This window comes from Paraglaciecola polaris LMG 21857 (assembly GCF_000315055.1).
Taxonomy (GTDB): Bacteria; Pseudomonadota; Gammaproteobacteria; order Enterobacterales; family Alteromonadaceae; genus Paraglaciecola; species Paraglaciecola polaris.
In genome coordinates, this window is record NZ_BAER01000115.1 from 123,351 (window position 1) to 147,293 (window position 23,943).

The following is a 23,943-nucleotide window of genomic DNA, read 5'->3' on the forward strand; positions in this document are numbered from 1 at the left end:
AATGCACGGGACTGCAATGGTCAAACATGTAGATGAGCGGCCAATGGTGAACCCAGTAAATAGCGTAACGCTTGAACGGCGTCTTAAGTCACGTATCGCCATGCAGTTTAGTCGAGCCGCGACGCGCTATGATAACGCAGCGCAGGTGCAAATTGATATTGCTGATGACGCAGTGGTTTTGTTTACTGAGCACACTAAAAATGACCTAACAAAATTACCTCGCCGAGTGCTCGATATTGGCTGCGGGACGGGCCGGGTGACGCGGCAGTTGGCGGAAACTGGGGTTAATAAAGCGCAAAATATTTTGGCCATGGACCTAGCCTTCGGCATGTTACAACATGCCGAACAAGCCTGGGAACAGCCAATCAGTGGGCAATCAGCACCGCAGCTATCAACTATCTGTTGGTTACAGGGTGACGCTGAACACATCCCTTTGGGGGATAATACGCTTGAAGGGGTATTTTCATCCATGGCGCTGCAATGGTGTAAAGACCGAACTCAGGTATGCCATGAAATTAATCGAGTGTTGGTCAGTGGCGCACGTGGTGTACTGGCAATTATGTGTGCAGGCTCAATGCATGAACTCGATACCTGTTGGCAGCATATTGATCATACGCGGCAAATTAATCATTTCGCGTCAGCCCATGATTGGGCAAGTTCAGCTGAAAAAGTAGGTTTACAGGTGAAAATGCAGCAAAAAAACTATGTGACCTGGCACGCAGATGTTCGCACGCTGCTTGGCTCAATGAAACAGATTGGCGCCAATGTCGTCACTGGTAATGGCCAGAAAAAAACCATTAGCCGTCCCACATTACATACCCTCGAGCAATATTATCAAGAGCAATTCGGCAGCCACCAAGGCTTGCCTTTGACCTACAGTGTGTGTTTTTTACAGATCACAAAACCCTAGACTCACTACTTCAAGCTATTGAGTAAAGCCAAAAACCCTCAAATTAAGGAAATGCGTCATGTCGCTTAATAACGCTCAACAACCCAGTGTACAACATGCATTTTTTGTTACCGGTACGGATACCGAAGTGGGTAAAACCTTCGTGAGCTGTGCCTTACTTGCCGCGTGTCGCGATATTGGACTATCCACCGCAGCATATAAGCCGATATCGGCAGGTTGTGAGCGCACCACTTTGGGTTTACGCAACGAAGATGCCTTACAGCTTCAGCTGGCGAGTAGCCTAGTGCTTGATTACGACGAGGTGAATCCCATTGCCTTTGAAAAGCCGATAGCCCCGCACTTAGCTTGTGCGAAAAAAGTCGCATCGGGTGACGGTACCTTCATCGAGTTACATGATATTAATCTGGGTTACCAGCATTTGGTTGATAAACAAAGTGATGTGCTGTTGGTCGAAGGGGCAGGTGGTTGGCGCTTACCTCTGGGTAAAAACAGTGAAGGGTATGAGCAATATTTGTCTGATTTTGCTGTGGCACACAAGCTAGCGGTTATTTTAGTGGTGGGCATGCGGTTAGGCTGTGTGAATCACGCCTTATTAACGGCACAAGCCATTGAACAGGACGGACTGATTGTGGTGGGTTGGGTTGCTAATATGCTTGAGCCTGATATGCCCTTTTTGGAAGAAAATATTCAGAGTTTGCAAAACTTGTTGCAGGCTCCTTTACTGGGGCGTGTGCCAAGGGCATCAGCGCCTGAGGATGTAAAAGCGTGTTTTGGATTGCAGGCACTAGGCCTGATTACTTAGGGCGTAAAATTTAAGCGCTAAAACGTTCACTATTTATTTCATCCGTTTAGTCAGTACTTTGATACCTGACATAAGGATTGTGTCGTTCTTTAAAATGACAATCTGGTCATACTTGTTGCGAGTGCAAGGCTTCAGGTGGGATACTTTCATCGGTCGTTAGGGACACACACTGAATGAAAATACTGCTTGTCGAAGACGAACAAAAAATAGCTGATTTTATCTGTGCAGGCTTGGGCGCAAAAAGCGTTAATGTCTCCCATTGCATTGATGGTAATCAAGGCTATGAATTTGCATGTAAACATACCTATGACGCGATTATTCTCGACATTATGCTTCCGGGACGTGATCGCCTAGATATACTGCGTTCTTTTCGCCGAGCGGGAGTTAATACCCCCGTTATCCTGCTTACTGCCCGCAACGAACTAGGTGATCGTGTTCAGGGCTAATGTGGCTATTCGTTATTCCAGTGAAACGGTTACCGGTTCAGTGCAAGGGGTAGGTAGTGAGTATTTCCGTGTTCGGGGTTACAGTTTGGCCCAGGGGCAATATTTTACTGAAGACAGTATTGAGACCTTAGCCCAAGTCGCTGTGATTGACGCAAACACCGAACAAGCACTCTTCTCGCAAGGCCATGCACTGGGCAATGTTATTTTTCTCGGTCAACTTCCTGTGCGCGTTATTGGCGTGACACAACCGATTCAAAGTGTGTCTGACAACAGTGATGAACTCAATGTTTGGCTGCCTTATACGACTGTGTCTGGGCGTATATTTCGGCAAAATTATGTCAGTGATATCACGGTAAGAGTCGGCGGAAATGTTGCCAGTGATGTGGCGGAACAAGGGATTATCCGTTTACTGAGCATGCGTCACGGCACGGTTGATTTTTTACTATTAACACAGACACAGTGCGCAAAAGTATTGCTAAAACATCTGAAACCATGACCTTGCTTATTTCTGCCATCGCGTTCATCTCGTTATTAGTAGGAGGAATTGGCGTGATGAATATCATGCTAGTGTCTGTCACAGAACGAACCCGCGAAATAGGTATACGCATGGCAGTAGGCGCTAGGCAAACCGATATCATGCGCCAGTTTTTAATCGAAGCTGTGTTGGTCTGTTTCTGTGGTGGGGCATTAGGCATCGGACTGGCCTATCTAATCGGTGTGATTTTTACATACACCAACAGTGATTTTCAGATGATTTATTCGAGTTCATCTATCCTTGCCGCGTTTGTCTGCTCAACCTTGATTGGCATTTTGTTTGGTTATATTCCAGCCCGCAATGCAGCAAAACTTAACCCTGTTGATGCGCTATCCAGAGATTAATCAAAACACACAATGTTATCCTTGTAGCGACAGTGCGAAATTAAGATAACCGCCTTTTTAATTAAGGTGGCGGCTACTTTTTCTGATTTTCTCGCAGCCGATTGGCGCTGGTAAGTGCCCTTAAATACAGGCTGATTTAGACTCTCGGCTATCATTGCCACATAAATGCAGATATTTTTTTGTCAAACAACAATCCGCTAAACACTTTTACGGCGGGTGTATTTTGGGCAATGCTTGCGCCAAAACACACATGAAGCGGTAACAAGTGTTCTTCCCTGGCGTGACTTTCTCGAGCGGAGGGGGCGGTTTCCCAGTCGATTAAGTGCTGTGTGCTTTGTCCTAAGTTTTTGTCTGTTAGGGCATTTGTTAGCCAGTTGTCAAAATTTAGGCTGTCTTGATTGCTTCCATTAAAATGATGAAATGACATGCCTGAACCAATGATTAATACGCCTTGCTCTCGCAGTGAACTCAAGGCTTGACCTATTTTTATGTGTTGTAAGGGGTCGAACGAACGCACCAATGAGACCTGCACCACTGGGACGTTTGCCTTAGGGTACATCAACATTAATGGTACAAATGTACCGTGATCATAACCACGCTCAGGATCTATTGCGTAATCAATGTCGTTGGCAGCAAATAAACGGCCAATGTGACGAGCAAGCTCAGGTTGACCGGGTGCCGGATACTGATATTGGTAAGTTTCTTGGGGAAAGCCGCCATAGTCATAAATCATCCCCGGATTGGCGGATGAAGAAATACTCACTAGGTTTGATTCCCAGTGTGCGCTAATGATCACCAGCGCTTTAGGTGGCTGTATTGTTCGGGGGATTTGGCCTAAAAATGCGATGAGTTCTTTATGTTGCTCCTCACCCATAAGCGGCAATGGACCGCCACCATGGGGAATATAAAGTATTGGCATCAATGAAGAAGGCACTATATTTTCAGTGGGGATACTCATTGGGTGATGACTCCTTTACGGCGATTATGGATGATGTTTATCAACAATAACGACAAAACAATTGCAGGTACGGCATTGGCAACCGCGTCGTATACGAGATGGAAATACAGTGCGCCTGCCATTATGATTAACAACCCACTGGCGGCTGAAATGCTGAGTTTTTTAAGCCAAATTCCAATTGCACCTGCCAGTTCGCTTGCTCCGATAAAATAGCCAAACCAAACAGGTAAACCCATTGCTGCAAATGACATGTGCATTTGCTCAACACCGGCTAACTTGGCAATACCCGCCGCCGCGAACGCCATTGTTGCTAACCCTAGTGATGCGTACAGCCCATATTTTCTAAATTTACTCATGTGTTTCTCCTACAAAATTAAATTAAAACTAAGTCGTTTCTCAGTCCGTGAGAGAAGATTAGACTGATGGTTAGTTAATTAATATTGAATGTTTGTGAAGAACTTATAAACTAATACTTTATAAGTTAAGGAGTGACTATGAAGTTTGATCAACTCATCATGTTTGTGACGGTCGCCGAGTTGGGCTCATTAAGTCAAGCCAGTACGCGGCTACATAAAACGCAGCCGGCTATTAGTCAGGGTATACGCCAACTTGAAAGCGCATTTAATTTGGCGTTATTCAATCGTGCTGGTTATCGATTAGAATTGACCGAAGCCGGTAAGGCTTTATATCAAAAAGCCGCGTTACTGCTAAAAGAAGCGTCAGCTCTGCAGCAAGTGGCAACGCACCTTTCACAGGGCAACGAAGCGAGTATTACCATTGCAATTGAGGCGTCATTTAATTTAAAAGGGATCTTGCCATTACTAGCAAACGTGCAAAATCAATTTCCCCATACTCAGATTATCATCAAGCAAGAATATATATCGGGTGCGTTTGAGGCGATTCAACATAATCTAGCGACACTGTGCATTAGCCCAACATTCAATGATCTGCAAATTGACCCTCAAATTGATGGTCATTTCCTCACCAATGGTTCGTTAATAAATGTTGCTGCGCCAGCCTTAATTAATCGCCACCCAAAATTAAATAGCAGCCAAATGTTGTTAAATGAGTATCAAATCATCGTTCAAGACTCAGGTAAAGGCTCAAAAGACACTGAATGGGGTGTGCAGGGCGGGCAACGTAGATGGTATGTGAATGATTTTTCAACCAAGAAAATGTTAATTGAAAATGCCATGGGGTGGGGGAAATTGCCCGATCATGTTGCTGAGCAAAGTATTAAAAATGGCACTATCGCTAGATTGGCGTTATTGGATGTACCAAATGAAATTCCCCTTAAATACTATATTATGAAAAACAAGTTACAGCCGTTAGGCCCGGTTGCCCAAGCGGTTTGGGCGCAATTTACGCACTACACCTTTAATCAGATTTGATGTGTAAATAATGCCAGCTTATGGCGACAATATACTGCATTTAACTGTACGTTTACTGGGATTTTTCCGTCAGCTTCTTAGTGAGTATGTGGATCGCGAAAGGGGTAGGTGGTTTTTAGAGCCGATAACATACGCGATTATGTTTTTTGTCGCGTTACTGAGTCGTTCCCAATGAGATAAGTACATGCTTAGAATAGCGACGTTTTATTTGCTGATGTTACTTTGTATTGATGTTTCGGCCGATGAAACATTGCCAAACTTATATTTTTAGATGACACGCAACCAAGCCCCAGGGCTGACTTAAGCGCAGTGAAATAGCTCGCCGGTCATTGGCGGGGAGAAGCTTTCGGAGGGATTATTGAGGAAGTTTGGGCGCCTGCTATCGGTGGCAGCATGATCATTGCCTTAAATTTTGGCGCTGTTACAGGATAAAAAAGAAGCCGAAGCTTCTTTTTCCGAGATCACCATCAGCCGTTTAATTTTCAGATAAATGGGTTTTTAATCCCGGTATGAAATCAACGCCGTGAACGATTTCGATGCTGGAGTTGGTAAAGTCATCGCCAATGGCCTCTACGCGACCGCCTAAGCAAGATCCTAGAAACGCTTCAGTAACGGCGAAAAACGCTAAGCTGTTTTCTGGTTTATTAAAACCATGACCTTCGTTAGGGAATAAATACACCGATATTGCGCAGTATTAGTTGGGCTGCAGTAGGCTTTTCCACATTAAAAAACGTGAAAAGCAGCTGCAAGTACGCCTTTAACGATAAATTTATTAGGCGATTATGGCATAGGGGCAATGCATGCCTCTATGCCGGTATTTTTTGGGTGACCTAGATTACGTAAGACCGGATCAGTTTGGGTTATGGGTAATATTTGAATCGCTTGATGAAACCCGCCAAATAATATTTCCCACATCATCGGCAACCAATAAATCTCCCTGTTTGTTTATTTCCACACCGACGGGACGACCTTGGGCTTGCCCATCTTGGCTTAAAAATCCACTTAGTATTTCAATCGGTTTACCCGCCGGCTGTTGGTCACTAAATGGCACAAAAAGAACCTTATACCCTGCTCGCGGTTCACGGTTCCATGAGCCATGCTGGCCGATGAACATTCCTTGGCCGATATCATGCAAATTATGCTTTCCATCGGTATAAAATAGCCCCAGCGAAGCCGTGTGAGCGCCTAACGCGTAATCAGGCTTAAGCGCTTTTTTAACGAGTTCTGGCGCACGTTGTTCTACCCGCGTATCTATGTGCTGCCCATAATAGCTATAAGGCCAGCCATAAAATGCGCCGTCTTGGACTGATGTCATGTAGTCAGGTACCAAATCGTTGCCCAATTCATCCCGTTCATTTACCGATGTCCACAACGTATTGCCTACCCAAGTCATTCCCACGGGATTGCGTAATCCAGAGGCAAAGATACGGTGCTCACCTGAGGCGATATTGATCTCCCAAATTGCCGCTCTGCCTCTTTCAGCGTCGAAGCCGTTTTCGGCGATGTTACTGTTGGAGCCTATCGATGCATAAAGCTTAGTGCCATCTTTGCTGGCCACGATGTTTTTCGTCCAATGGTGATTTAATTTTCCGGCGGGTAATTTAATCACTTCACTCGACCCAGCCGTAATTTCAGTTTGCCCCTGCTCGTAGGGGAAGCTCACGATGGCGTCAGTATTTGCCACATAAAGTGTGTTCCCCACTAACACCATGCCAAAGGGGGAGTGTAAATCGGATAGAAACGTTGTTTTCGTTTCCGCGATCCCGTCTTTATCTGCATCTCTAAGCAGAGTAATACGATCGGCGCTGGGACTACCTGCTCCGGCTTTGCTCATGACTTTTTTGGTGATCCATTGTTTTATGCCGCCTTCTTCATCATGTTTTTGTGGTTTATTGCTTTCTGCCACGAGTACGTCGCCATTGGGCAAGGTGTATAGCCACCTTGGGTGATCTAAATTTTTGGCGAAGGGATTAACTTGCAATGCGTTGAGCGCTGTCGTGGGCTTGTTTCCTTCAGGCCAGCCAACGGCATCGGCGATATTGACGGTGGGGATAAGTGTGGCATCCGGCTCAACTAAGGTAGGCTCACTCCCAAAGGTCGTGGCGGGGTCGAGTTGTGAACGATCTGAACATGCACTTATGCCTATGGCCGAAAGTAGCAATAAAACACTGGGAATAGGGCGAGTTGAGAACATGAAGACTCCTGTAATTTAGCTAGAGTATATTTAACACTCGGTTAATAACCACCCTCACGTACGCACATTGTGCGTAGGCATTGATGTTGTTGACTAGATGCTAAATGCATACGTTACTGGCATGGTAAGCAAGTTGTCTGCCGTTATGAGTCGTAGCTTAACATCGTCATTAGTCATGGGGCTATCATATTGATTTTACGCTATTAACTGAGATGTTCATTGGACCTTTCGACGCTTCTTTATTAGGCTATTTACACGAAGTCGTCATGTGCCGCGGGTTGATTTTACAAGGTATTTCACCATTTTACCTGTGCGTACTCACCAGAGGATGCACTGTGGCCTAAACATCTTCATCAGCAAAAATATTGTATTTATGCACCAGCTCCTGATGGGCGAGGGATGTTTGGTAGGCTTTCAGAGCTTGATTGAAATCTTGCGCCAGATTCGGGTTTAAAAAGCCCACATGATAGTCACTGGGAGCGAATATATGGTGGATCGTAATAGGTTGTCTATTCGTCCCAGGCTCTAGCACTGCCTGTAGATTATTAAATATGTTTACGTCAATGATTAACACCGAAACGTGTCCATTGAGCAACATAGCGACCTGCTTGGTTTGATCTGGCAGCTCGACATATAACGGGGCTTGTTTAACGGCGTAAGCGTATTGTTCACCTAAATTTTTGGCGGCAGTTTGATAGGCCGCAATCGCATAGCGGCCCAAGTCTTTGGGCTGTTTAATGTCAAGGTGCTTGGATTGCAAGGACACGGCTACGTTTTGATATTGAATATAACTGTCGGTTAATTGCACAGGGGGCACCGCAGCATTTTCGCTCAACGTTAATGCACCGTCTACGCGGCTATTTTGCAACATACTCAAGCTGCGACCATAGGGCACATAGACAGGTTTGAATTTGTAGCCCATTCGAGCAAATATTTGCCGGATCATATCCAGTTCGAAACCGCTATCATCGGCGGAATTTACATACGGTGGTTTATTCCAACCTACTGCTACCTCTAGGCTTTTATCGTCGTTGCTGGCTAATACCTTGTAGGATATTAGGCTAGTTAATATACCCCATACAGCGAGCTGTAACATCGGGTGCTTCATATTCATGGCTATATCTCAGTTCGGTTTGTCACCGACACTCATCTCATTGTTATGTTTGTTAATAAATCCCTGTAAACAAAGTATTAAAGCAAACTAATCGCTGCTGTTGATTTTCCGTGACGTAAAATTACCCTATTGTTAGAGGCTTTTACGCATGTTTTGGCTGCTGGCTAATAATTGCATACTGTGTAAGCGCGCTTTCTGATCGTGTATCGGAAATGAAAATATCACTTCATCAGCAAGGGTATTTTCAATAAAACGCGCAAGCTGAGCATGTGCAGTTTCAGGCGAACCAACGATGGCATATTGCAATGTGTGTGCAATCATCGACAATTCAGCAGGGCTGCACACCGTGTTAATATCATCCACGGGACGGGCAAAGGGCTTATTGGCGCCTCTGCGCAAATTGGCAAATTGCTGCTGTAACGATGTATATAAATATCGTGCTTCTTCATCGGTATCGGCAATCACCGCCATTACTCCAGCCATTGTATAGGGCTGATTTAGTTGAGCAGAAGGTTTGAACTGGCTACGGTAGATATTGAAGGCATCGAATAATGCATCTGGGGCAAAGTGCGAGGCAAACGAGTATGGTAAACCAAATTGCGCCGCCAATTGTGCGCTGTACAGACTTGAGCCTAGTAACCAAAGTGGTACATGGCTGTCACTACCGGGTACGGCAATAATTGTTTGATCGTCGCTGGGGCTACCTAAATAGCTTTGCAATGCACGAATGTCGCTGGGGTAATCTTCAACGCTGGCTTGCATGTTTCGTCTTAGCGCTCTGGCCGTTGCCATATCAGTACCCGGAGCGCGGCCTAAACCAAGATCAACCCGATCAGGAAATAATGCGGCTAAGGTGCCAAATTGTTCGGCAATCACTAACGGAGAGTGATTCGGCAACATAATGCCCCCAGAGCCAATACGGATTTTGTTGGTGGCAGCGCCTATGTGACCTAGCACCACAGATGTGGCTGAACTACCCACACCCCGCATACCGTGATGTTCTGCTAGCCAAACTCGGTTATAGCCTAGTTTTTCTGCCTGTACAGCCATTTGGCGGCTGTGCTCAAGGGTTTGCGCTATGCCTTGTCCTTGGGCAATAGGCGCCAAGTCTAGAATCGAAAACGCAGTTGAACCTGTCATGTATGAATGTCCTTTAGTTAGACCAATGTGAGCAAGGTGGGGATGACAATGTGCGATTGCAAGCAACATTCACTCTTTGGGGTCATGTCAATTACGCATACCTTAGTGTTATAAGTACCAGGGCAAAATTGTTGGGATATCTTTACGCTTTCACGTTTAGGTATTGACGCAAATCTTGTCCTGGACTTAAGGTCGCTTGCAAACCATTTTCAAATATCACACCCGCTAAACTTCCCTGCAGCGTGAGTGCGTCGCCAGCACATACAAGTGCTGTACCTTCTCGTATTCCGAGCACCGGCATGTGGGGATTGAGTACGCAAAATTCTGCGATCCGCTGGGCACGTGTTTCACCGTTGTGTCCAGGAGCTCGATAATCGTTGTAGTGTGGATTTAGCTGAAAAGGCACTAAATTTAAGGCGTCAAACGTGGGTGGAAATATAATCGGCATATCATTGGTGGTACGAATGGAGTTACCACAGATATTTGAACCCGCGCTCCAGCCCACATAGGGTATACCGCTTTTGACCCGTGTTTGAATGCATTGGACTAAGTTGTTGGCATAGAGTTGATGTAACAAATTAAAAGTATTGCCTCCACCGACCATAATGGCATCGGCTTGCGTCACGCCAGCTACGGGGTCGTCATAGGATTCAATACCTGAGATAGGTAAATGAGGTAACGCAGCCTGCACCTTTGCAGTGTAACTTGGCCAGTCTATTGTGACACCTGCATAAGGGATAAAGACAATCTTTTGGCTGTTGGCAAGATGAGTGGTAATCATATGTGTTGCGTGGGACAAATATTCTTCATCGCCCGCGCGTGAGCTGCTTAACATCAATAAATTCAAAATACGTCCTTAGTAAACACCAGAGATAGGCACCAATGAAATGATAGCAAGTTGATAACGGACTTGATAACAGAATGACAGATAATAAAAAACCGGCTTTCGCCGGTTTTTTGCTTATACATTTACTTTAGAAGCGTTTTTTCACTGTCAGGCCATAGGTGGCTGGCTCAGCCATATAAGCATTTAGCTTACCTTCCTGCAGAGGCGTATTGAAGTTGGTACGGTTGATATATTCTTCGTCTAGTACGTTACGCGCCCATAATATGACGTCCATATCGTAATCCGTGAAGTTCATGAAGAATCGAAGGTTCAAGATGTTGTAAGAATCTTGCACTGCGTAGGGGTCATTACTGCCATCAAGAATTACATCACCTGTGTAGCTGTATTCACCTTGTACATAAGCATAGATACTGTCTGTTAATTCAAAGTCTTTTTTGACACTTAGCACGGCGTAATTCTCAGGCTCTCCGCCTGGGCGATCCCCTGAGCGATCACAGAAGCTGTCGTCTGCATTCACGCGACCAGGATCGTCGATACCGGTATGCCACGTATAAGCGGTCCAGCAGTTACCCGCTTTAAACGTTTTGTATTCAGCATTCACTAAGGCATAACCCAAATGCACTTCTACGCTATCCATTGGCAGCCAAGTTGCTTCTAGCTCCATACCTGATATTTCATAGTCACCGGCATTTTGTAAATTAAAGCCGTTGCCGGTAAAGGTGTTAGCTTGAAAATCATCCACTGTGGTGTAGTGTGCTGCTGCATTTACGCGCAGGTTTTGCTGGCGAAAATCTTTTTTGATACCTAGCTCAAATGACTGAGAGGTTTCGGCATCAAAAATCGGGTTAAACCCTGCTGCTATACGGTCAGTATTGGTGCCGCCTGATTTATAACCGTTGCCGTAAGATGCGTACAATAATGTGTCACTGTTTGGTTGGTAGCTCAGTTTCAAAGTGCCGCTTATTTGATCATCACTGATGCTTTCTTGGATGTCGCTGCGTGGACGAGTGGTATCACCCAGTAGGGGAAAAGCCCATCCTGCCTCGGAGAAACCTTGGAAATTAACCAAAGTGGCTTGACCCGCTGCTGTGGTTAAATCAATGGCCCCCGCTGCAATGCCACCCGCCGTCGTTAGGGCGGCGACTAAATCAACCGGCGTGTTGCCTGCTAACCCGTTAATGCCTGGTCCAACTTCGGTAAATACCGTCAATAAATCTTTTTTCTCTTTGGTGAAACGTAGACCTGCGGTGAGGGTAAATTCAGCGCTTAATTTGTAATCGAACTGGCTGAATATTGCGTAGCTTTTGTGTTCTTGCTCAGCCACATGGTTAAACCCAGTTCCAGCGGGAGCCCCAGCTGCGCGCGGAGCAATTAACCCTGCTGTCGCTAGTCCATCTATGCCTGCGAGTAGGCTCGAAAATGAACCTGCAGTGCCGGTTAATGCGTCCACGTTTTGGCCTAAAACACTGAGTGCGAAACCGTCAAAAATGGTATCGGTATAAAGACTGTATTCAAGATCCAAATCTTGGGTGAAGAAATAAGCGCCAACGATAAAATTAAGATCTTCGCTGGTATAATCTAAGCGGAATTCTTGTGAAAATGAGTTTTGCTGGGAATCGTTGCTGGTGCCGAATAAATCCGCATCAGTAAAATCGCTGTCGATATTGTCGTATGAATCGAATGAACGATAAGCAGAGATCGACACAAAGGTGTAATTATCGTCTAGTTCCCAGTCAACTTCTGCTGAAACTCCTCGGTCTTTCATAGTGGCCACGGGTAAGAAAGAGACGGCAACTTCTCGGTCGAAGAATGCGTTGCCACCAGGGAAGCGTGTACCGCCTAGCTGATCTATCGCAGCGTCAGTACCGAATTTTCCCGGAATTTCATTCGCTTGAAAGTTACTTAACTGCACGGGGGCACCACAGCAAATCTCGTCGATTTCAGCATAATCTGCGATAACGCGTACCGAAAGATCTTCGCTTGGGGTATACAATGCTTGTAAGCGACCACCGAAACGGTCTCTGTCGTTTAAGGTGTCTTCACCTAAGTTAACATCACTTATGGTGCCGTCACGGTTACTGGAAAACCCTGTTACGCGAAAGGCCAATACATCCTCGATGGCGGAAACAGACATGGCCCCTGACAAATTCACTAAACCATAATTGCCTACTGTGGCTTCTACAAAAGCGTCGCCACCACTATGACTTGGCGCCACGGTAGATATTAGAATGGCGCCAGATGGGGTGTTTTTACCAAATAAGGTGCCTTGTGGACCACGCAATACTTCTACCGCTGCGACATCCACTAAGTTATTGATCATCGAGTTTTGACGGGCGCGATACACACCGTCCACATAGAGACCAACCGATGATTCTAATCCAAAGTTTTGCGACGAGGTGCCCACACCACGAATTGAGAAACTAGAGTTGGTGGCACTTTGGCTCTGAAACGCACCTAAACCTGGCACATTCGTTTGCAAGTCATACATATCTTTGATGACGGCTTCGGCCATCGCTTCGCCGTTAAATGCAGTAACTGAAACGGGGACTTCTTGTAAGTTTTGTGCACGCTTTTGAGCGGTTACCGTAATGGTTTCAAGCCCTTTATCACTAGGTGCTGCTTCTTCTTGGGCGAGGGCGAATCCACTGCCGAAGGCAAGAGTGAAGCCTATTATTGAAGCAAGCGGTGTGCGTTTTAAACGATGAGGTAAGGTAGACATTATTTTACTTCTCTTAATGTGTTAGCTGGCGGCCCTAATGTTTTTTGTTGGTATATTTTCATTAGGGGAACGAGATCCAACACATTGCATCGGGAGCAACTAGTCGGATGAGCATAAGACTGCAATTTTTTCGCCGGAAAGTAAATAAGACGTTAGTAAAATGTTAATCTGTGTTTTTTATTGCATAAAAATAATCTCACTTCCCTGTAAGCCCTATGCCTGTTGTTATCTGTTAGCTGAATAACATCAATCAATACAAAACCATTAAAATAATCAATTAAACTAATAATAGCTTTGTCACTAGTATGATTTTCAGTTTAAAACTGAGGTGGTTAGATGTCAGAGTTCTATATTGTACGTCATGGACAAGCATCCTTTGGTGCCGATAATTACGATAAGCTGAGTCCACTAGGGCACCAGCAGTCTGATTGGCTAGGGGAATATTTCGCAGCTCGAAATCTTGAATTCAGTCAGTTGTGGTTGGGTGAAATGGTTCGACATAAAGAAACCGCAAGCGGCATTTGTCGGGGATTAAATACCCAGTTAGAGACAGTGACCCACACTGGGTTGAATGAGTTTGACTTTCAAAACATTGCTGCCGCTTATCTTGCTGAGCACCCTAACGATGCGGTGCAAAAAGGTGCGCCGGCTGCGGATTTTTACCGGTTACTTAAAAAGGCCATGGGTGCCTGGTCAAATGAACAACTTGATCCCAGCATGTTAAATGAAACTTGGGGCGAGTTTCGCCAGCGCGTATTTGCGGTACTCAGTGCCATGCGTAAGGAAAGCCACGATAAACCCATTTTGCTGGTTAGCTCAGGCGGTGCGATTTCTATGTTAATGAGCATAGTGCTTGAGCTAGATGCTAAGCATGTCATTGAACTTAACATGCAAGTGCGCAACGCCAGCTACAGTCATTTCTTTTTTAACCGCGACACCGTGCGGTTAAGTAGCTTTAACAATGTACCGCACCTCGATGTACCTGAGCGTGTTGGTGCCATCACGTTTAGTTAAATGGAATAAAATACTATGAACTTCGATTACTCACAGAAAACCCAAGAACTTATCGCTCGTTTAGAAGCCTTTATGGATGAGCACATTTATCCTAATGAGAAACAATATTTAGCTGACGTGCAAGCCGCTAGCGCTGATCCGGCCACCCGCTGGAAAACCTTGCCTTTAATCGAAGAATTAAAAGGAAAAGCCAAAGCGGCCGGTTTATGGAACCTATTTTTACCTGAAGAATATTTACCCTATGGCGCAGGTTTGAATAACCTAGAATATGCACCTTTGTGTGAAATACTGGGGCGCGTAATGTGGAGCTCTGAAGTGTTCAACTGCAGCGCGCCTGATACTGGCAATATGGAAGTATTGGCCCGCTATGGTTCAGAAGCAGATAAGAAAAAATGGCTTGAACCACTACTCGAAGGCAAAATTCGCTCTGGTTTCGCCATGACTGAACCTGCAGTGGCTTCATCTGATGCTACCAACATTGAAACGTCTATTACTCGTGATGGTGATGAGTATGTGATCAATGGTCGTAAATGGTATACCAGTGGCGCCATGAACGAAGATTGTAAAATCCTCGTGGTCATGGGAAAAACAGATCCATCAGCAGTACGTCATGAGCAACAGTCACAAATCCTTGTTCCTATTGATACCAAAGGGGTAACGGTTGTGCGTCCACTGAGTGCAATGGGCTTTTATGATGAGCCCGTTGGCCATGCTGAAGTCTTGTTTGAGAATGTTCGTGTGCCAGCCTCCAGCTTATTAATCGGTGAAGGCAAAGGGTTTGAAATTGCCCAAGGTCGTTTAGGACCGGGTCGTATTCACCACTGTATGCGTTTGATCGGTTGTGCTCAGCGCGCGTTAGATTTAGCCTGTGAGCGAGTAGAAAATCGAGTTGCTTTTGGTCAGCCACTAAGTAAGCAACAATCTGTGCGTGAAAGTATTGCGAGAATGCATTGTGATATTGAACAAGCGCGATTGTTAACCCTAAAAGCCGCCGACAAGATGGATCGCTACGGCAATAAAGTAGCAAGAGACATTATTGCGGCAATCAAAATTGTTGCGCCAACAATGGCCTGCAAAGTTATTGATGAAGCTATTCAAATGCACGGTGCAGCAGGTACGAGCCAAGACTTTATTTTGGCCGGTAGCTATGCGTACGCGCGTACTATTCGTTTAGCCGATGGTCCTGATCAGGTGCACATGATGCAACTTGGACGTAACTTAATTAAAGATTACAACGCATAATTGGAGTAAGCGCAATGAGTAAGCAAAGCGGTGTAGAACAGCTAGACGAAGCACGTCTTGCCACCTATTTGGCTGAACATATTGCCGGTTTTAGTGGCCCAGTAACGGCCACTAAATTTGCTGGTGGGCAGTCAAATCCCACCTTCAAATTACAAACCGCGGATGCAACCTATGTTTTGCGTCGCCAGCCACCGGGAAAATTATTGAAATCAGCCCATGCTGTAGACCGTGAATATCGCGTGCTAAAAGCGTTGGAAAATAGCCAAGCACCTGTGGCAAAGGTCTATCATCTTTGCGAAGACCCCGAGGTGATTGGCAGCATGTTTTATGTCATGGAGTTTATGGACGGTAACGTCTATTGGGACAGTTCGTTACCTGAAATAACGGATAACCAAACCCGCGCGACTATGTATCAAAACATGGTTAACGTTTTGGCTGCGCTGCATAAAGTCAATATTGAAGAGGTGGGCCTTGGGGACTACGGCAAGCCGGGTAATTATTTCGAACGTCAAATTAGTCGCTGGACTAAGCAGTATCGTTTGTCCGAGACCCATGAAATTCCTGAAATGGATAAGCTCATCACGTGGCTGGAAAATAATATCCCTGAGGACGATGGGCAAGTCTCATTAGTACATGGCGATTACCGCATGGATAATCTGATGTTTGCTAAAGATTCAGCCGATATTATTGCTGTGCTTGATTGGGAGTTATCGACTCTTGGCCATCCGTATGCGGACTTAGCATATCAGTGCATGCAACTTCGTTTACCGGATAATGTCGGCAAAGCAACAGGTCTAGGCGATGTAGACCGTGCGTCATTGGGCATTCCAAGTGAAGAAGAATACGTGGCGCAATATTGTAAATTAGTGGGTATTGATAATATCCCTAACTGGAATTTCTATTTGGCGTTTAGCTTCTTCCGACTTGGCGCTATCGCTCAAGGTGTGGCGAAACGAGCCGTAGACGGAAACGCCTCTAACAAACAAGCGTTGCAAGTCGGCAAGTTAGTACAGCCGTTAGCCCAGTATGCATTGAAGATACTGCAATAATCAGCATTTAATTGCGCCGCTGATAGGTTGGTGGCGCGACAGACCCGAATGGAGTAAAGAATGAAAGCCATAGTATGTAATGCCTTTGGACCAGTAGAAAATTTAGAATATAAAGAGATGCCTGATCCTAAAGCAGGCAAAGGACAGGTTGTCGTTGATATCAAAGCCTGTGGTGTGAACTTTCCTGATGGCCTAATTGTTCAAGGCTTATATCAAATGAAACCTGAAGTGCCTTTTATTCCAGGTAATGAAGTCGCTGGCGTGGTTAGTGAAGTTGGTGAGGGCGTGACGCATTTAAAAGTGGGCATGCGTGTTATCGCGTTATGTATGCTTGGTGGCTATGCGGAAAAAGTAGCCTGTGCAGCAACTCATGTATTACCTTTGCCAGATGAAATTTCCGATGATGAAGCAGCGGGACTGGTTACCGCTCACGCAACAGCGCATCATGGTTTAAAGCAGCGTGCGAATATCCAGCCGGGTGAAACATTACTTGTTACCGGTGCCGCGGGTGGTACCGGGTTGGCCGCAGTGCAAATTGGTAAACTCATGGGCGCTAAGGTTATTGCCGTGTGCTCAACCCAAGAAAAGCTTGATATGGCCAAAGCAAATGGTGCCGATATCCTGATTAACTACAGTGAAGTCGATTTAAAAACCGCCATTAAAGAAGTCACAAACGGTAAAGGTGTTGACGTCGTTTATGAATGCGTTGGCGGCGACACCTTTCATGCGTGTTCACGGAGTATGGCGTGGAATGGTCGATTATTAGTGGTAGGTTTTGCCGGTGGGACAATCCCTGAGTTTCCGGTGAATTTGTCCTTGGTAAAAGGATACTCAGTAGTGGGTGTTTTCTGGGGGTCATTTACCCAACATCAGCCACAAGATTTCGCACAAAATATGCGAGAACTGCTGACTTGGTATGTGCAAGGCAAAGTGAAGGTGGTGGTCGATGAGGCGTTACCGTTAGCACAAGCAAAAGATGCACTTAACAAGGTTATGGGGCGAGAAGTGAAGGGAAAAATGTCGTTAAACCCCTAGCGTACTGTCAATATTGCGTTGTTTGAATAAACAACGCATAAAAAAACGGTCTCAATTAAGGCCGTTTTTTTATGGTATTTGGTGCGTGTTCAACAACCCATTTTAACATCGTCTTCTTACTTGCGTCAGTTCAAATACGCTCAAAAAAAGGCTGCCAACACGCGAAAGCTGAAATAGATGTCTGAGTAAAGACTATGTTAGATGCGGTCGTTTAGTACCGCGACGATAGGTGAATTGGTCAAGCCATTTTCGGTGGCCCAAGCCACAACGGTTTTGCCGTCTTGCTCAGGTGTGCTCAAGTCGCTTTTTGGCATTTTCTTAACCATTAAGGTACCGGTTTCAACTGCGCCATTTAACATGGCGGTACGGATTAAACTGTTACCCCCACAGCTGATACCTGAATAATAATCTTGTAGTTTAAGGCGATAGTCAGACTGAACACGTTTCATTTTTTTGCGTAGTTCACCTTTATCGTCTGCTTTAACGATAGTGCAGATGTTTTGCAATGCTTCTGCGACGTCAGCCTGAGCAGGTGCAGCAAACATAATAGTGGTAGCGGCGATAGCGATAGAAGCGTTAACAATTTTCAACATGGTCAATTCCTCGGTTCTTATTTTAATTATAATTTCGTTTCGTTGAGGTAATTAAACGCTATTTGCATTGATTAAAAAATCTACACTGTGATACTAGGGTATAGGGTGTCATACCAAAGACAAACCATCCTATGGTAGCGAGAGCAACACTTTGTTGCAGTTCAGCCCTAGTTGTAGGGGCGTTTGGTTGCTTTAATCTAACCACTTAAGTGAATTTTTAAGGACATAACGTGAGATTAATATACAGAGTGTTGTTATCAATCGCTGTCATTTTGGCTGCATTGCTGTGTTACTCAGCGGGCAGTATGACGGGCGTAGTTGCATTTTTTATACTCGGTATTGTACTCGAAGGCGCATTCTGGTTTGGCATTGGTAAAATGTTCAGACGAAGAGTTAGCTAACAAGGTTTAGTGGCTAACTCGTTATGTAAAGGTGCTTACCTTGCTCTGAAAATTCGTCTACCGCAATCAGCATGTCAGTGATCAAGCCTTTTTCATCTTCGGTTAGTTCAGGTCGCCAAATATCAAATAGCAATACCACACGTTCCTCTGAGCTGGTATTCCAAGCTTCGTGTTCTATGCTGTCGTCAAATATCAGGGCTTTTCCATCTTCCCATTGTCGGGTTTCGTTACCTACCCGCAGACCACCGCAATTTTTTGGCACTATTATGGGTAAATGGCATATCAAACGGGTGTTTAATAAACCATGGTGCGGCGGTATTTTTACCCCTGCTTTTAATTTTGAAAACAGTGCCACCGGTGTTTGCCCGGTAATAAAAGGCAAAGGAGCCGTATCTAGGGCTTGCTTGGTATTGGGACATTGTTCGGCAATGTGATTATTTAGTACGCCATAATGCCAAAGATAGGCTGCTGACCAGTTTAAGCTATCCACAATATCTAGATGTTTAACAAAATTTGGTTCAGTACTGCCACTGTCTAAATAAGGTGAAAATTGCTCTTGGCCATTTAACATGGCTTGTAGTTCATATTTTATTGCAGGGATTTTGGCTTCAAGTTTACGTAACCAAGGAAACTCATTTCGTTCAAAAAATGCCCTTTGGGGTAAACCGGGAAAATAGAACCGCGTGGGTTGTTGAAGAAAAATCTCTTTTGTACCAAAGCTGATATCAAGTGCTTGGTCGAATCGCTGGCTAACTTTACCTCGTTCATAACCCTTTTTTGTCAGTGCGCTGAGTAGGTATTCACGGTATTGAGTATCATATTTTTCGCGCAGTACCATACCTCGTTGCAAGCCGCGTACAATTTCATCAGGAAGGTTTGCTTGCTTGCTGGTTAGTTGAAGCGCTCCATCATAGAAGGATAAAGCCATGCGCTCTTGCTTGTTATACACCAGTTGGTCCGCTTTAAAGATAAGCGCTTTTACGTTCTTTGGCTCGTGGTCTAATACATGCCCAATGGCGGCGATAGACGCGTTAAAATCTTCAAGTTGACCACAAACATAAGCTAGCCCAAACCAAGCTTGGGTTACACTGGGTTGTTCGTTACATAAGGATTCGAACATTGTTCGAGCCTGCTGCATTTTACCTTGTTGCAGTGATTGGATGGCTAATTGTAATCTCGGTTGCACTGACGACGGTTCATGCATGGAACTTTCCTTATTATTATTAGATCACGCTACTGCTTTGCTTGCTAAAAAACAAGACGAAGCGAAGGGCGTAACGGTTCATTTTTACCATGATTAAGGTTAAATTCTACTCGACCAGTGAACAGAGCACGTAAGATAAGGAGCAAAGTGGTGAACTACCAACAAATTATTCAATTTTGGTTTGATGAATTAACACCAGCCCAGTGGTGGCAAAAAAATGCTGATTTTGATCAGATGCTTAACCAACGATTTTATGACGTTCACCAACAAGCTGTGCAATGCGAGCTAAGCCATTGGCGAAAAACAGCTTTAGGTCGCTTGGCAGAGGTGATTGTGATTGACCAGTTCTCGCGCAATATTTTTCGTGATGCACCCCAGGCATTTGCATACGATGCGATTGCCCTGGCCTTAGCGCAGGAAGCCGTCGCTGTTGGGGCAGATGATGAATTAAATGAGCAGCAGCGTAACTTTTTGTATATGCCATTTATGCACAGTGAATCGCTTGTCATTCACCAACAGGCAAATGAATTATTTGCTAATAAAGCCAGTGATTCGACTTATAAGTTTGAACTAAAACACCTAGCGATCATTGAACGGTTTGGTCGTTATCCTCATCGAAATACCATTCTCAAACGCAGTTCAACCGAACAAGAGCGCACTTTTTTAACACAAGCCGGTTCGAGTTTTTAAACGTAAAACGCAACCTGTCTTAATGTTGGGGTAGGGGAAAACGCTCCGTAGGGGGGACGAAACGTTGATGCAAGACGAGATTTGCTTGCATCAGCGCTTGATATATAGAGGGTAAATAAGGTTATTCTTGCGCTTGGCCGTCAGTCGTATCTGATTTATTTGAACGATACTTATCAAACCACCACATGATATACCCCACTTTTGCCATTAAATTACTTGGGCGGGTATAAATACCGTGCGACGCTCCGGGAATACGTACCATAGCAGACTCAACCCCTTGTAATTTCAGCGCTTGATAGTATTGCTCGGTTTCTGAAATCGGCGTGCGATGATCTGACTCGCCGGTCAACAACATAGTTGGGGTCGTTACATTGCCCACATAACTTATCGGTGAGTGTTTCATGTATAAGTCTTGTGCTTCCCAAGGTTTTTTACCGAACCAATTTTTGTAAAAAAACGGATAGAAATCTGAGGTCAATACAAAGCTGTACCAGTTTATTACCGGCTTGGCGACAACAGCGGCAGCGAAGCGCTCTGTGTGGCCGACAATCCAAGCGGTCAGCGTGCCGCCACCTGAGCCTCCGGTAACGAATAAGTTTTTCTCATCAATTGAGCCTTGGGCGATAACGGCATCCACAGTGGACATCAAATCGTCGTAATCTTGGCTGGGGTAGTTTTTATCGATAGTTTGTGCGAATTCTTTTCCGTAACTGTCACTGCCCCTTGGGTTTGCGTATACCACCACATAACCTTGGGCCGCCATAAGTTGAATTTCGGTTGAAAAGTGCGGCCCATAATTGGCAACAGGCCCGCCGTGTATTTCAAGAATAAGCGGATAACGTTTACCTTGTTTTTTACCTTGCTCAAATCCTGGCGGGTAAACCACCCATGCTTGGATGGGCAAGTCATCAAATGACGATTTAAGGTTTAACGCTTTAATGGTTGCAATGTCTTTATGGCCAAGGGCATCGTCATTCAATTGGGTAAGTACACTTGGTTGGTCACCTTTTTGAATTGCGACATCCGCTGGGCGCTGGGGATCCGAGTAGGTAAATGCCACTGTACCGTCTTTGGCCACATCAAACTCACCACCTGAGTAGGGGCGACCAAAGGCAAGGCCACCGACTTTTTCAGCAACGACTTTTCGATTGCCTTGAAGTGGTTGATACGCGACGTAGGTTTCGCCTTTGTCGTCATAGCTGATGTACACGCCTTTGCTGTTATTGGCCCATTTAATACTGCCGACTGAGCGATCGAAATCGGTAGTGAGCGAGCGGCTAACGCCTCCATTGGCGTCCATTACATATAGCTGGGTGTTTTCATAATTAGTGTATTTTTCATCGTATCCCAGATAAGCAATCAGCTTGCCATCGGGTGAAACCACTGGGTTATTATCTGGGCCAATGCGATCAGTTAACTGCAGCATCTGGCCGCTATTCACCTCTACGCGATACACATTGTCGTCGGTGAGCTCTAAATCGCTGTCAGGGCGCAGATTTGCCGAAAATACGACAGCTTTGCTGTCGTGGCTCCAACTGATTTTACCGCCGTGGTCAAACTCGCCTTGGGTAAGTTGCCTAGGCGTGCCACCATCCGCGGAGATGACAAATATCTGACTGTTGCCCGGGGGAATGTAGCCTGCACCATCGGCGCGGTAGAATAAATCATCAATGAAAATGGCGGAATCGGCCCATTTGGCGCCTTCCGGTTTACCGGGCAAACTGACGGGGGACTTAGGTGTGCCTTTTACAAATTGACTAAACGCGAGCATTTTACCATCTGGCGACCAACTCAAACTAGAAGGTGAAGCACTGAGATGAGTCATTTGGCCTGTTTGGCCACTTTTGAGCCATTTGATGTGTATTTGTGCAGTGCCGCTAGCGGTAGAAATATAGGCCAACTTAGTTTCATCCGGTGACAGGGTAGGGCTGAAATCAGAATATAAGCCGTTTGTGACCGGCGTCATGACTTTATTTTTATCGACCTTCCAGATATTACCCAGCTTTTTATCGCTTTGAATATCCATATAGTTGCGCACGAAATACACCTCATCACCATTGTTGGTAATGTCGAGCTCAGAAGCATATTCCAGACTAAATACATCTTCGAGTTTAAGGGGATTGTTGTGAGTTGCGGCGAAGGAAAATGAGGCGCTTAATGCTAACGGCGCAGCCAACAGCGCCAGCTGAATCGAGGTTTTACTTATGTTCACGTGAGTGTTCCCTGTGGTTGCTTGTTTTATTTTTATCATACTTTTCATAGCAACAACCAAACTAGCACAGTCAACGCGCATCAAGAATAAGCAATACGACGAATTGCAACTGGCGCAAGATGATTGCGGGCGAATTGAAAATAAGCTCTCTGTAGACATGGCTAACGATGCTATGAATGACGAGAGGATTTGTTATAACGCTTGAATTAATGATACGGCTGCAATGAGTATGCCTGGAACGTTAAGAAGAGCCAGATTGAACAGTAAACGCGTGCTGCGCCATATTTTAACAAAGTAAGACTAGAATGCGTTAAATATCACAGGGGCGCACCGATAAATCATGTAATATATCTGCGCCGCAGACCGAGACGTTCAAAGATAACTTGGTCAAACTAATCTGGTTAAACAAAGCGAAATAAATCCTGTGACCATTGATGTAATAAACCTGCCAGCCAACGACGTAACTTGCTCTACCTGTAGGGCGAATTGTTGTCGCTTGGAAGTCATGTTGATCACCGAAACTGGCGTACCCGAAAAGTTTATTGCCGAAGATGATTGGGGCGGGCAGGTTATGCATCGTTTAGACGATGGTTGGTGCGCCGCCGTCGACCGCGAAACTATGCTGTGTACTATTTATGAGAACCGCCCACTGATTTGCCGCGAATTTGAAATGGGTGGTTATGAGTGCTTAGATGAGCGGACCTAAATTCCAAGTCATGAGGTTAGATGCTCGTTCTACCCTGGGTGAGACACGATTACTTGACCATGAAAGTACCCCTTCTATCGGTCAACCGACAATGGATAAGGTGAGCTTTATTACTGAAGATCAATGGCGTTATACCAAATGGCGCAGTAAATTCAGCTTTTCATTAAAGTGTAAAAAATGGTCGGCGACCTATTCATTGCGTTATATAAGTGCGGCTGATTATGTTAACGGTGGCAATTTGGACCCTTTGGGAAAATTTTTTGATGCGCTGACTTATTCAGATATAGCTGGGTCCTAGTATGTAAATGATGATTTTTTAGTCTCAATTGGCATAGATAATATCTTCGATAAAGAGGCTCCTTACCTTACCTCATAGAATGACGCTAAAACGGATGTG

Annotated in this window: 24 protein-coding genes and 1 pseudogene; 14 read left to right on the forward strand and 11 right to left on the reverse strand. The window is 45.1% G+C overall.

Annotated elements, in window-relative coordinates:
* The first annotated feature begins 1 nt into the window (after nt 1).
* The 4 genes and pseudogenes from GPLA_RS18375 to GPLA_RS18390 all read left to right on the forward strand — a co-directional run.
* On the forward strand, nt 2-910 hold the full coding sequence (locus GPLA_RS18375) for a methyltransferase domain-containing protein (RefSeq protein WP_226993154.1): 909 nt from the start codon (nt 2-4) through the stop codon (nt 908-910).
* Between the two features lie 58 nt (nt 911-968).
* Nucleotides 969-1,712, forward strand: coding sequence for a dethiobiotin synthase (bioD, locus tag GPLA_RS18380; protein ID WP_007106485.1), 744 nt, complete (start codon nt 969-971; stop codon nt 1,710-1,712).
* A 173-nt stretch (nt 1,713-1,885) separates the two neighbouring features.
* Nucleotides 1,886-2,158 carry a response regulator gene (locus tag GPLA_RS18385; RefSeq protein ID WP_007106486.1) on the forward strand — a complete coding sequence of 91 codons (273 nt, stop codon included), beginning with the start codon at nt 1,886-1,888 and terminating at the stop codon, nt 2,156-2,158.
* A 28-nt stretch (nt 2,159-2,186) separates the two neighbouring features.
* A pseudogene (locus GPLA_RS18390) lies at nt 2,187-3,037 on the forward strand (FtsX-like permease family protein); the annotation flags it as partial.
* A gap of 151 nt (nt 3,038-3,188) precedes the next feature.
* On the opposite strand, the gene GPLA_RS18395 reads toward GPLA_RS18390, so the two are convergent.
* Together GPLA_RS18395 and GPLA_RS18400 are read right to left on the reverse strand one after the other, a co-directional pair.
* Entirely contained in the window at nt 3,189-3,995 is an 807-nt protein-coding gene (locus GPLA_RS18395) for a DODA-type extradiol aromatic ring-opening family dioxygenase (protein ID WP_007106488.1), read from the reverse strand.
* The gene (locus GPLA_RS18400; RefSeq protein WP_007106489.1) at nt 3,992-4,351 is read right to left on the reverse strand and encodes a DoxX family protein; all 360 of its coding nucleotides are present in this window, start codon (nt 4,349-4,351) and stop codon (nt 3,992-3,994) included. The genes GPLA_RS18395 and GPLA_RS18400 overlap by 4 nt, the downstream gene beginning before the upstream one ends.
* Nucleotides 4,352-4,489: 138 nt before the next feature.
* Between GPLA_RS18400 and GPLA_RS18405 the strand changes: the two genes are divergently transcribed.
* Nucleotides 4,490-5,386: a LysR family transcriptional regulator gene (locus GPLA_RS18405; protein ID WP_007106490.1), complete on the forward strand. Its 897-nt coding sequence runs from the start codon at nt 4,490-4,492 to the stop codon at nt 5,384-5,386.
* Between the two features lie 357 nt (nt 5,387-5,743).
* Nucleotides 5,744-5,818 carry a hypothetical protein gene (locus GPLA_RS24115; protein ID WP_264370825.1) on the forward strand — a complete coding sequence of 25 codons (75 nt, stop codon included), beginning with the start codon at nt 5,744-5,746 and terminating at the stop codon, nt 5,816-5,818.
* A gap of 43 nt (nt 5,819-5,861) precedes the next feature.
* Here the strand turns inward: GPLA_RS24115 and GPLA_RS18410 are convergent, their stop codons facing one another.
* From GPLA_RS18410 to GPLA_RS18435, 6 genes are all read right to left on the reverse strand, one after another.
* A complete protein-coding gene (locus GPLA_RS18410) occupies nt 5,862-6,065 on the reverse strand; it encodes a hypothetical protein (RefSeq protein WP_007106491.1) in 204 nt (67 codons plus the stop codon).
* A gap of 171 nt (nt 6,066-6,236) precedes the next feature.
* A complete protein-coding gene (locus GPLA_RS18415) occupies nt 6,237-7,580 on the reverse strand; it encodes a PQQ-dependent sugar dehydrogenase (protein WP_007106493.1) in 1,344 nt (447 codons plus the stop codon).
* 340 nt (nt 7,581-7,920) lie between these two features.
* The gene (locus tag GPLA_RS18420) at nt 7,921-8,694 is read right to left on the reverse strand and encodes a substrate-binding periplasmic protein (protein ID WP_040515323.1); all 774 of its coding nucleotides are present in this window, start codon (nt 8,692-8,694) and stop codon (nt 7,921-7,923) included.
* A gap of 132 nt (nt 8,695-8,826) precedes the next feature.
* Nucleotides 8,827-9,834, reverse strand: a complete 1,008-nt coding sequence (locus tag GPLA_RS18425; protein WP_007106496.1) for an LLM class flavin-dependent oxidoreductase — start codon at nt 9,832-9,834, stop codon at nt 8,827-8,829.
* Between the two features lie 142 nt (nt 9,835-9,976).
* Nucleotides 9,977-10,681, reverse strand: coding sequence for a dipeptidase PepE (gene pepE / locus GPLA_RS18430; protein ID WP_007106497.1), 705 nt, complete (start codon nt 10,679-10,681; stop codon nt 9,977-9,979).
* A 127-nt stretch (nt 10,682-10,808) separates the two neighbouring features.
* Complete coding sequence (locus GPLA_RS18435) at nt 10,809-13,400, reverse strand: TonB-dependent receptor (RefSeq protein WP_007106498.1); 2,592 nt, start codon at nt 13,398-13,400, stop codon at nt 10,809-10,811.
* Between the two features lie 336 nt (nt 13,401-13,736).
* On the opposite strand from GPLA_RS18435, the gene GPLA_RS18440 reads away from it, so the two are divergent.
* From GPLA_RS18440 to GPLA_RS18455, 4 genes are read left to right on the forward strand one after another with little or no spacing between them, the layout of a single operon-like run.
* Nucleotides 13,737-14,414, forward strand: coding sequence for a histidine phosphatase family protein (locus tag GPLA_RS18440; protein ID WP_007106499.1), 678 nt, complete (start codon nt 13,737-13,739; stop codon nt 14,412-14,414).
* Between the two features lie 15 nt (nt 14,415-14,429).
* Entirely contained in the window at nt 14,430-15,656 is a 1,227-nt protein-coding gene (locus tag GPLA_RS18445) for an acyl-CoA dehydrogenase family protein (RefSeq protein WP_007106500.1), read from the forward strand.
* A 14-nt stretch (nt 15,657-15,670) separates the two neighbouring features.
* Nucleotides 15,671-16,705, forward strand: a complete 1,035-nt coding sequence (locus GPLA_RS18450; protein WP_007106501.1) for a phosphotransferase family protein — start codon at nt 15,671-15,673, stop codon at nt 16,703-16,705.
* Nucleotides 16,706-16,765: 60 nt separating this feature from the next.
* Nucleotides 16,766-17,740: an NADPH:quinone oxidoreductase family protein gene (locus GPLA_RS18455; RefSeq protein WP_007106502.1), complete on the forward strand. Its 975-nt coding sequence runs from the start codon at nt 16,766-16,768 to the stop codon at nt 17,738-17,740.
* Nucleotides 17,741-17,937: 197 nt separating this feature from the next.
* Here GPLA_RS18455 and GPLA_RS18460 read toward each other — a convergent pair whose 3' ends face one another.
* The gene (locus GPLA_RS18460) at nt 17,938-18,333 is read right to left on the reverse strand and encodes a DUF3718 domain-containing protein (protein WP_007106504.1); all 396 of its coding nucleotides are present in this window, start codon (nt 18,331-18,333) and stop codon (nt 17,938-17,940) included.
* Between the two features lie 230 nt (nt 18,334-18,563).
* Between GPLA_RS18460 and GPLA_RS23755 the strand changes: the two genes are divergently transcribed.
* Nucleotides 18,564-18,734, forward strand: coding sequence for a hypothetical protein (locus GPLA_RS23755; protein WP_007106505.1), 171 nt, complete (start codon nt 18,564-18,566; stop codon nt 18,732-18,734).
* Between the two features lie 13 nt (nt 18,735-18,747).
* Here GPLA_RS23755 and GPLA_RS18465 read toward each other — a convergent pair whose 3' ends face one another.
* Nucleotides 18,748-19,938 carry an aspartyl/asparaginyl beta-hydroxylase domain-containing protein gene (locus GPLA_RS18465; protein WP_007106506.1) on the reverse strand — a complete coding sequence of 397 codons (1,191 nt, stop codon included), beginning with the start codon at nt 19,936-19,938 and terminating at the stop codon, nt 18,748-18,750.
* A 150-nt stretch (nt 19,939-20,088) separates the two neighbouring features.
* Between GPLA_RS18465 and GPLA_RS18470 the strand changes: the two genes are divergently transcribed.
* Nucleotides 20,089-20,628 (forward strand): DUF924 family protein, encoded by a 540-nt coding sequence (locus GPLA_RS18470; RefSeq protein ID WP_040515349.1) that lies wholly within the window; start codon nt 20,089-20,091, stop codon nt 20,626-20,628.
* A 121-nt stretch (nt 20,629-20,749) separates the two neighbouring features.
* Here the strand turns inward: GPLA_RS18470 and GPLA_RS18475 are convergent, their stop codons facing one another.
* Nucleotides 20,750-22,840 (reverse strand): S9 family peptidase, encoded by a 2,091-nt coding sequence (locus GPLA_RS18475; RefSeq protein ID WP_040515325.1) that lies wholly within the window; start codon nt 22,838-22,840, stop codon nt 20,750-20,752.
* A gap of 424 nt (nt 22,841-23,264) precedes the next feature.
* Here GPLA_RS18475 and GPLA_RS18485 point away from each other — a divergent pair, with 424 nt between their 5' ends.
* Together GPLA_RS18485 and GPLA_RS18490 are read left to right on the forward strand one after the other, a co-directional pair.
* Entirely contained in the window at nt 23,265-23,546 is a 282-nt protein-coding gene (locus tag GPLA_RS18485) for a YkgJ family cysteine cluster protein (RefSeq protein ID WP_083882114.1), read from the forward strand.
* Nucleotides 23,533-23,844 (forward strand): hypothetical protein, encoded by a 312-nt coding sequence (locus GPLA_RS18490; RefSeq protein ID WP_040515329.1) that lies wholly within the window; start codon nt 23,533-23,535, stop codon nt 23,842-23,844. The genes GPLA_RS18485 and GPLA_RS18490 overlap by 14 nt, the downstream gene beginning before the upstream one ends.
* The last annotated feature ends 99 nt before the right edge of the window (nt 23,845-23,943 follow it).

Excerpts from the sequence above, each read along its gene's own strand:
- GPLA_RS18375 (WP_226993154.1), top strand. The coding sequence starts at position 2 with ATGCACGGGACTGCAATGGTCAAACATGTAGATGAGCGGCCAATGGTG.
- bioD (WP_007106485.1), top strand. The coding sequence starts at position 969 with ATGTCGCTTAATAACGCTCAACAACCCAGTGTACAACATGCATTTTTT.
- GPLA_RS18385 (WP_007106486.1), top strand. The coding sequence starts at position 1,886 with ATGAAAATACTGCTTGTCGAAGACGAACAAAAAATAGCTGATTTTATC.
- GPLA_RS18395 (WP_007106488.1), bottom strand. The coding sequence starts at position 3,995 with ATGAGTATCCCCACTGAAAATATAGTGCCTTCTTCATTGATGCCAATA.
- GPLA_RS18400 (WP_007106489.1), bottom strand. The coding sequence starts at position 4,351 with ATGAGTAAATTTAGAAAATATGGGCTGTACGCATCACTAGGGTTAGCA.
- GPLA_RS18405 (WP_007106490.1), top strand. The coding sequence starts at position 4,490 with ATGAAGTTTGATCAACTCATCATGTTTGTGACGGTCGCCGAGTTGGGC.
- GPLA_RS18415 (WP_007106493.1), bottom strand. The coding sequence starts at position 7,580 with ATGTTCTCAACTCGCCCTATTCCCAGTGTTTTATTGCTACTTTCGGCC.
- GPLA_RS18420 (WP_040515323.1), bottom strand. The coding sequence starts at position 8,694 with ATGAATATGAAGCACCCGATGTTACAGCTCGCTGTATGGGGTATATTA.
- GPLA_RS18425 (WP_007106496.1), bottom strand. The coding sequence starts at position 9,834 with ATGACAGGTTCAACTGCGTTTTCGATTCTAGACTTGGCGCCTATTGCC.
- GPLA_RS18435 (WP_007106498.1), bottom strand. The coding sequence starts at position 13,400 with ATGTCTACCTTACCTCATCGTTTAAAACGCACACCGCTTGCTTCAATA.
- GPLA_RS18440 (WP_007106499.1), top strand. The coding sequence starts at position 13,737 with ATGTCAGAGTTCTATATTGTACGTCATGGACAAGCATCCTTTGGTGCC.
- GPLA_RS18445 (WP_007106500.1), top strand. The coding sequence starts at position 14,430 with ATGAACTTCGATTACTCACAGAAAACCCAAGAACTTATCGCTCGTTTA.
- GPLA_RS18450 (WP_007106501.1), top strand. The coding sequence starts at position 15,671 with ATGAGTAAGCAAAGCGGTGTAGAACAGCTAGACGAAGCACGTCTTGCC.
- GPLA_RS18455 (WP_007106502.1), top strand. The coding sequence starts at position 16,766 with ATGAAAGCCATAGTATGTAATGCCTTTGGACCAGTAGAAAATTTAGAA.
- GPLA_RS18460 (WP_007106504.1), bottom strand. The coding sequence starts at position 18,333 with ATGTTGAAAATTGTTAACGCTTCTATCGCTATCGCCGCTACCACTATT.
- GPLA_RS18465 (WP_007106506.1), bottom strand. The coding sequence starts at position 19,938 with ATGCATGAACCGTCGTCAGTGCAACCGAGATTACAATTAGCCATCCAA.
- GPLA_RS18490 (WP_040515329.1), top strand. The coding sequence starts at position 23,533 with ATGAGCGGACCTAAATTCCAAGTCATGAGGTTAGATGCTCGTTCTACC.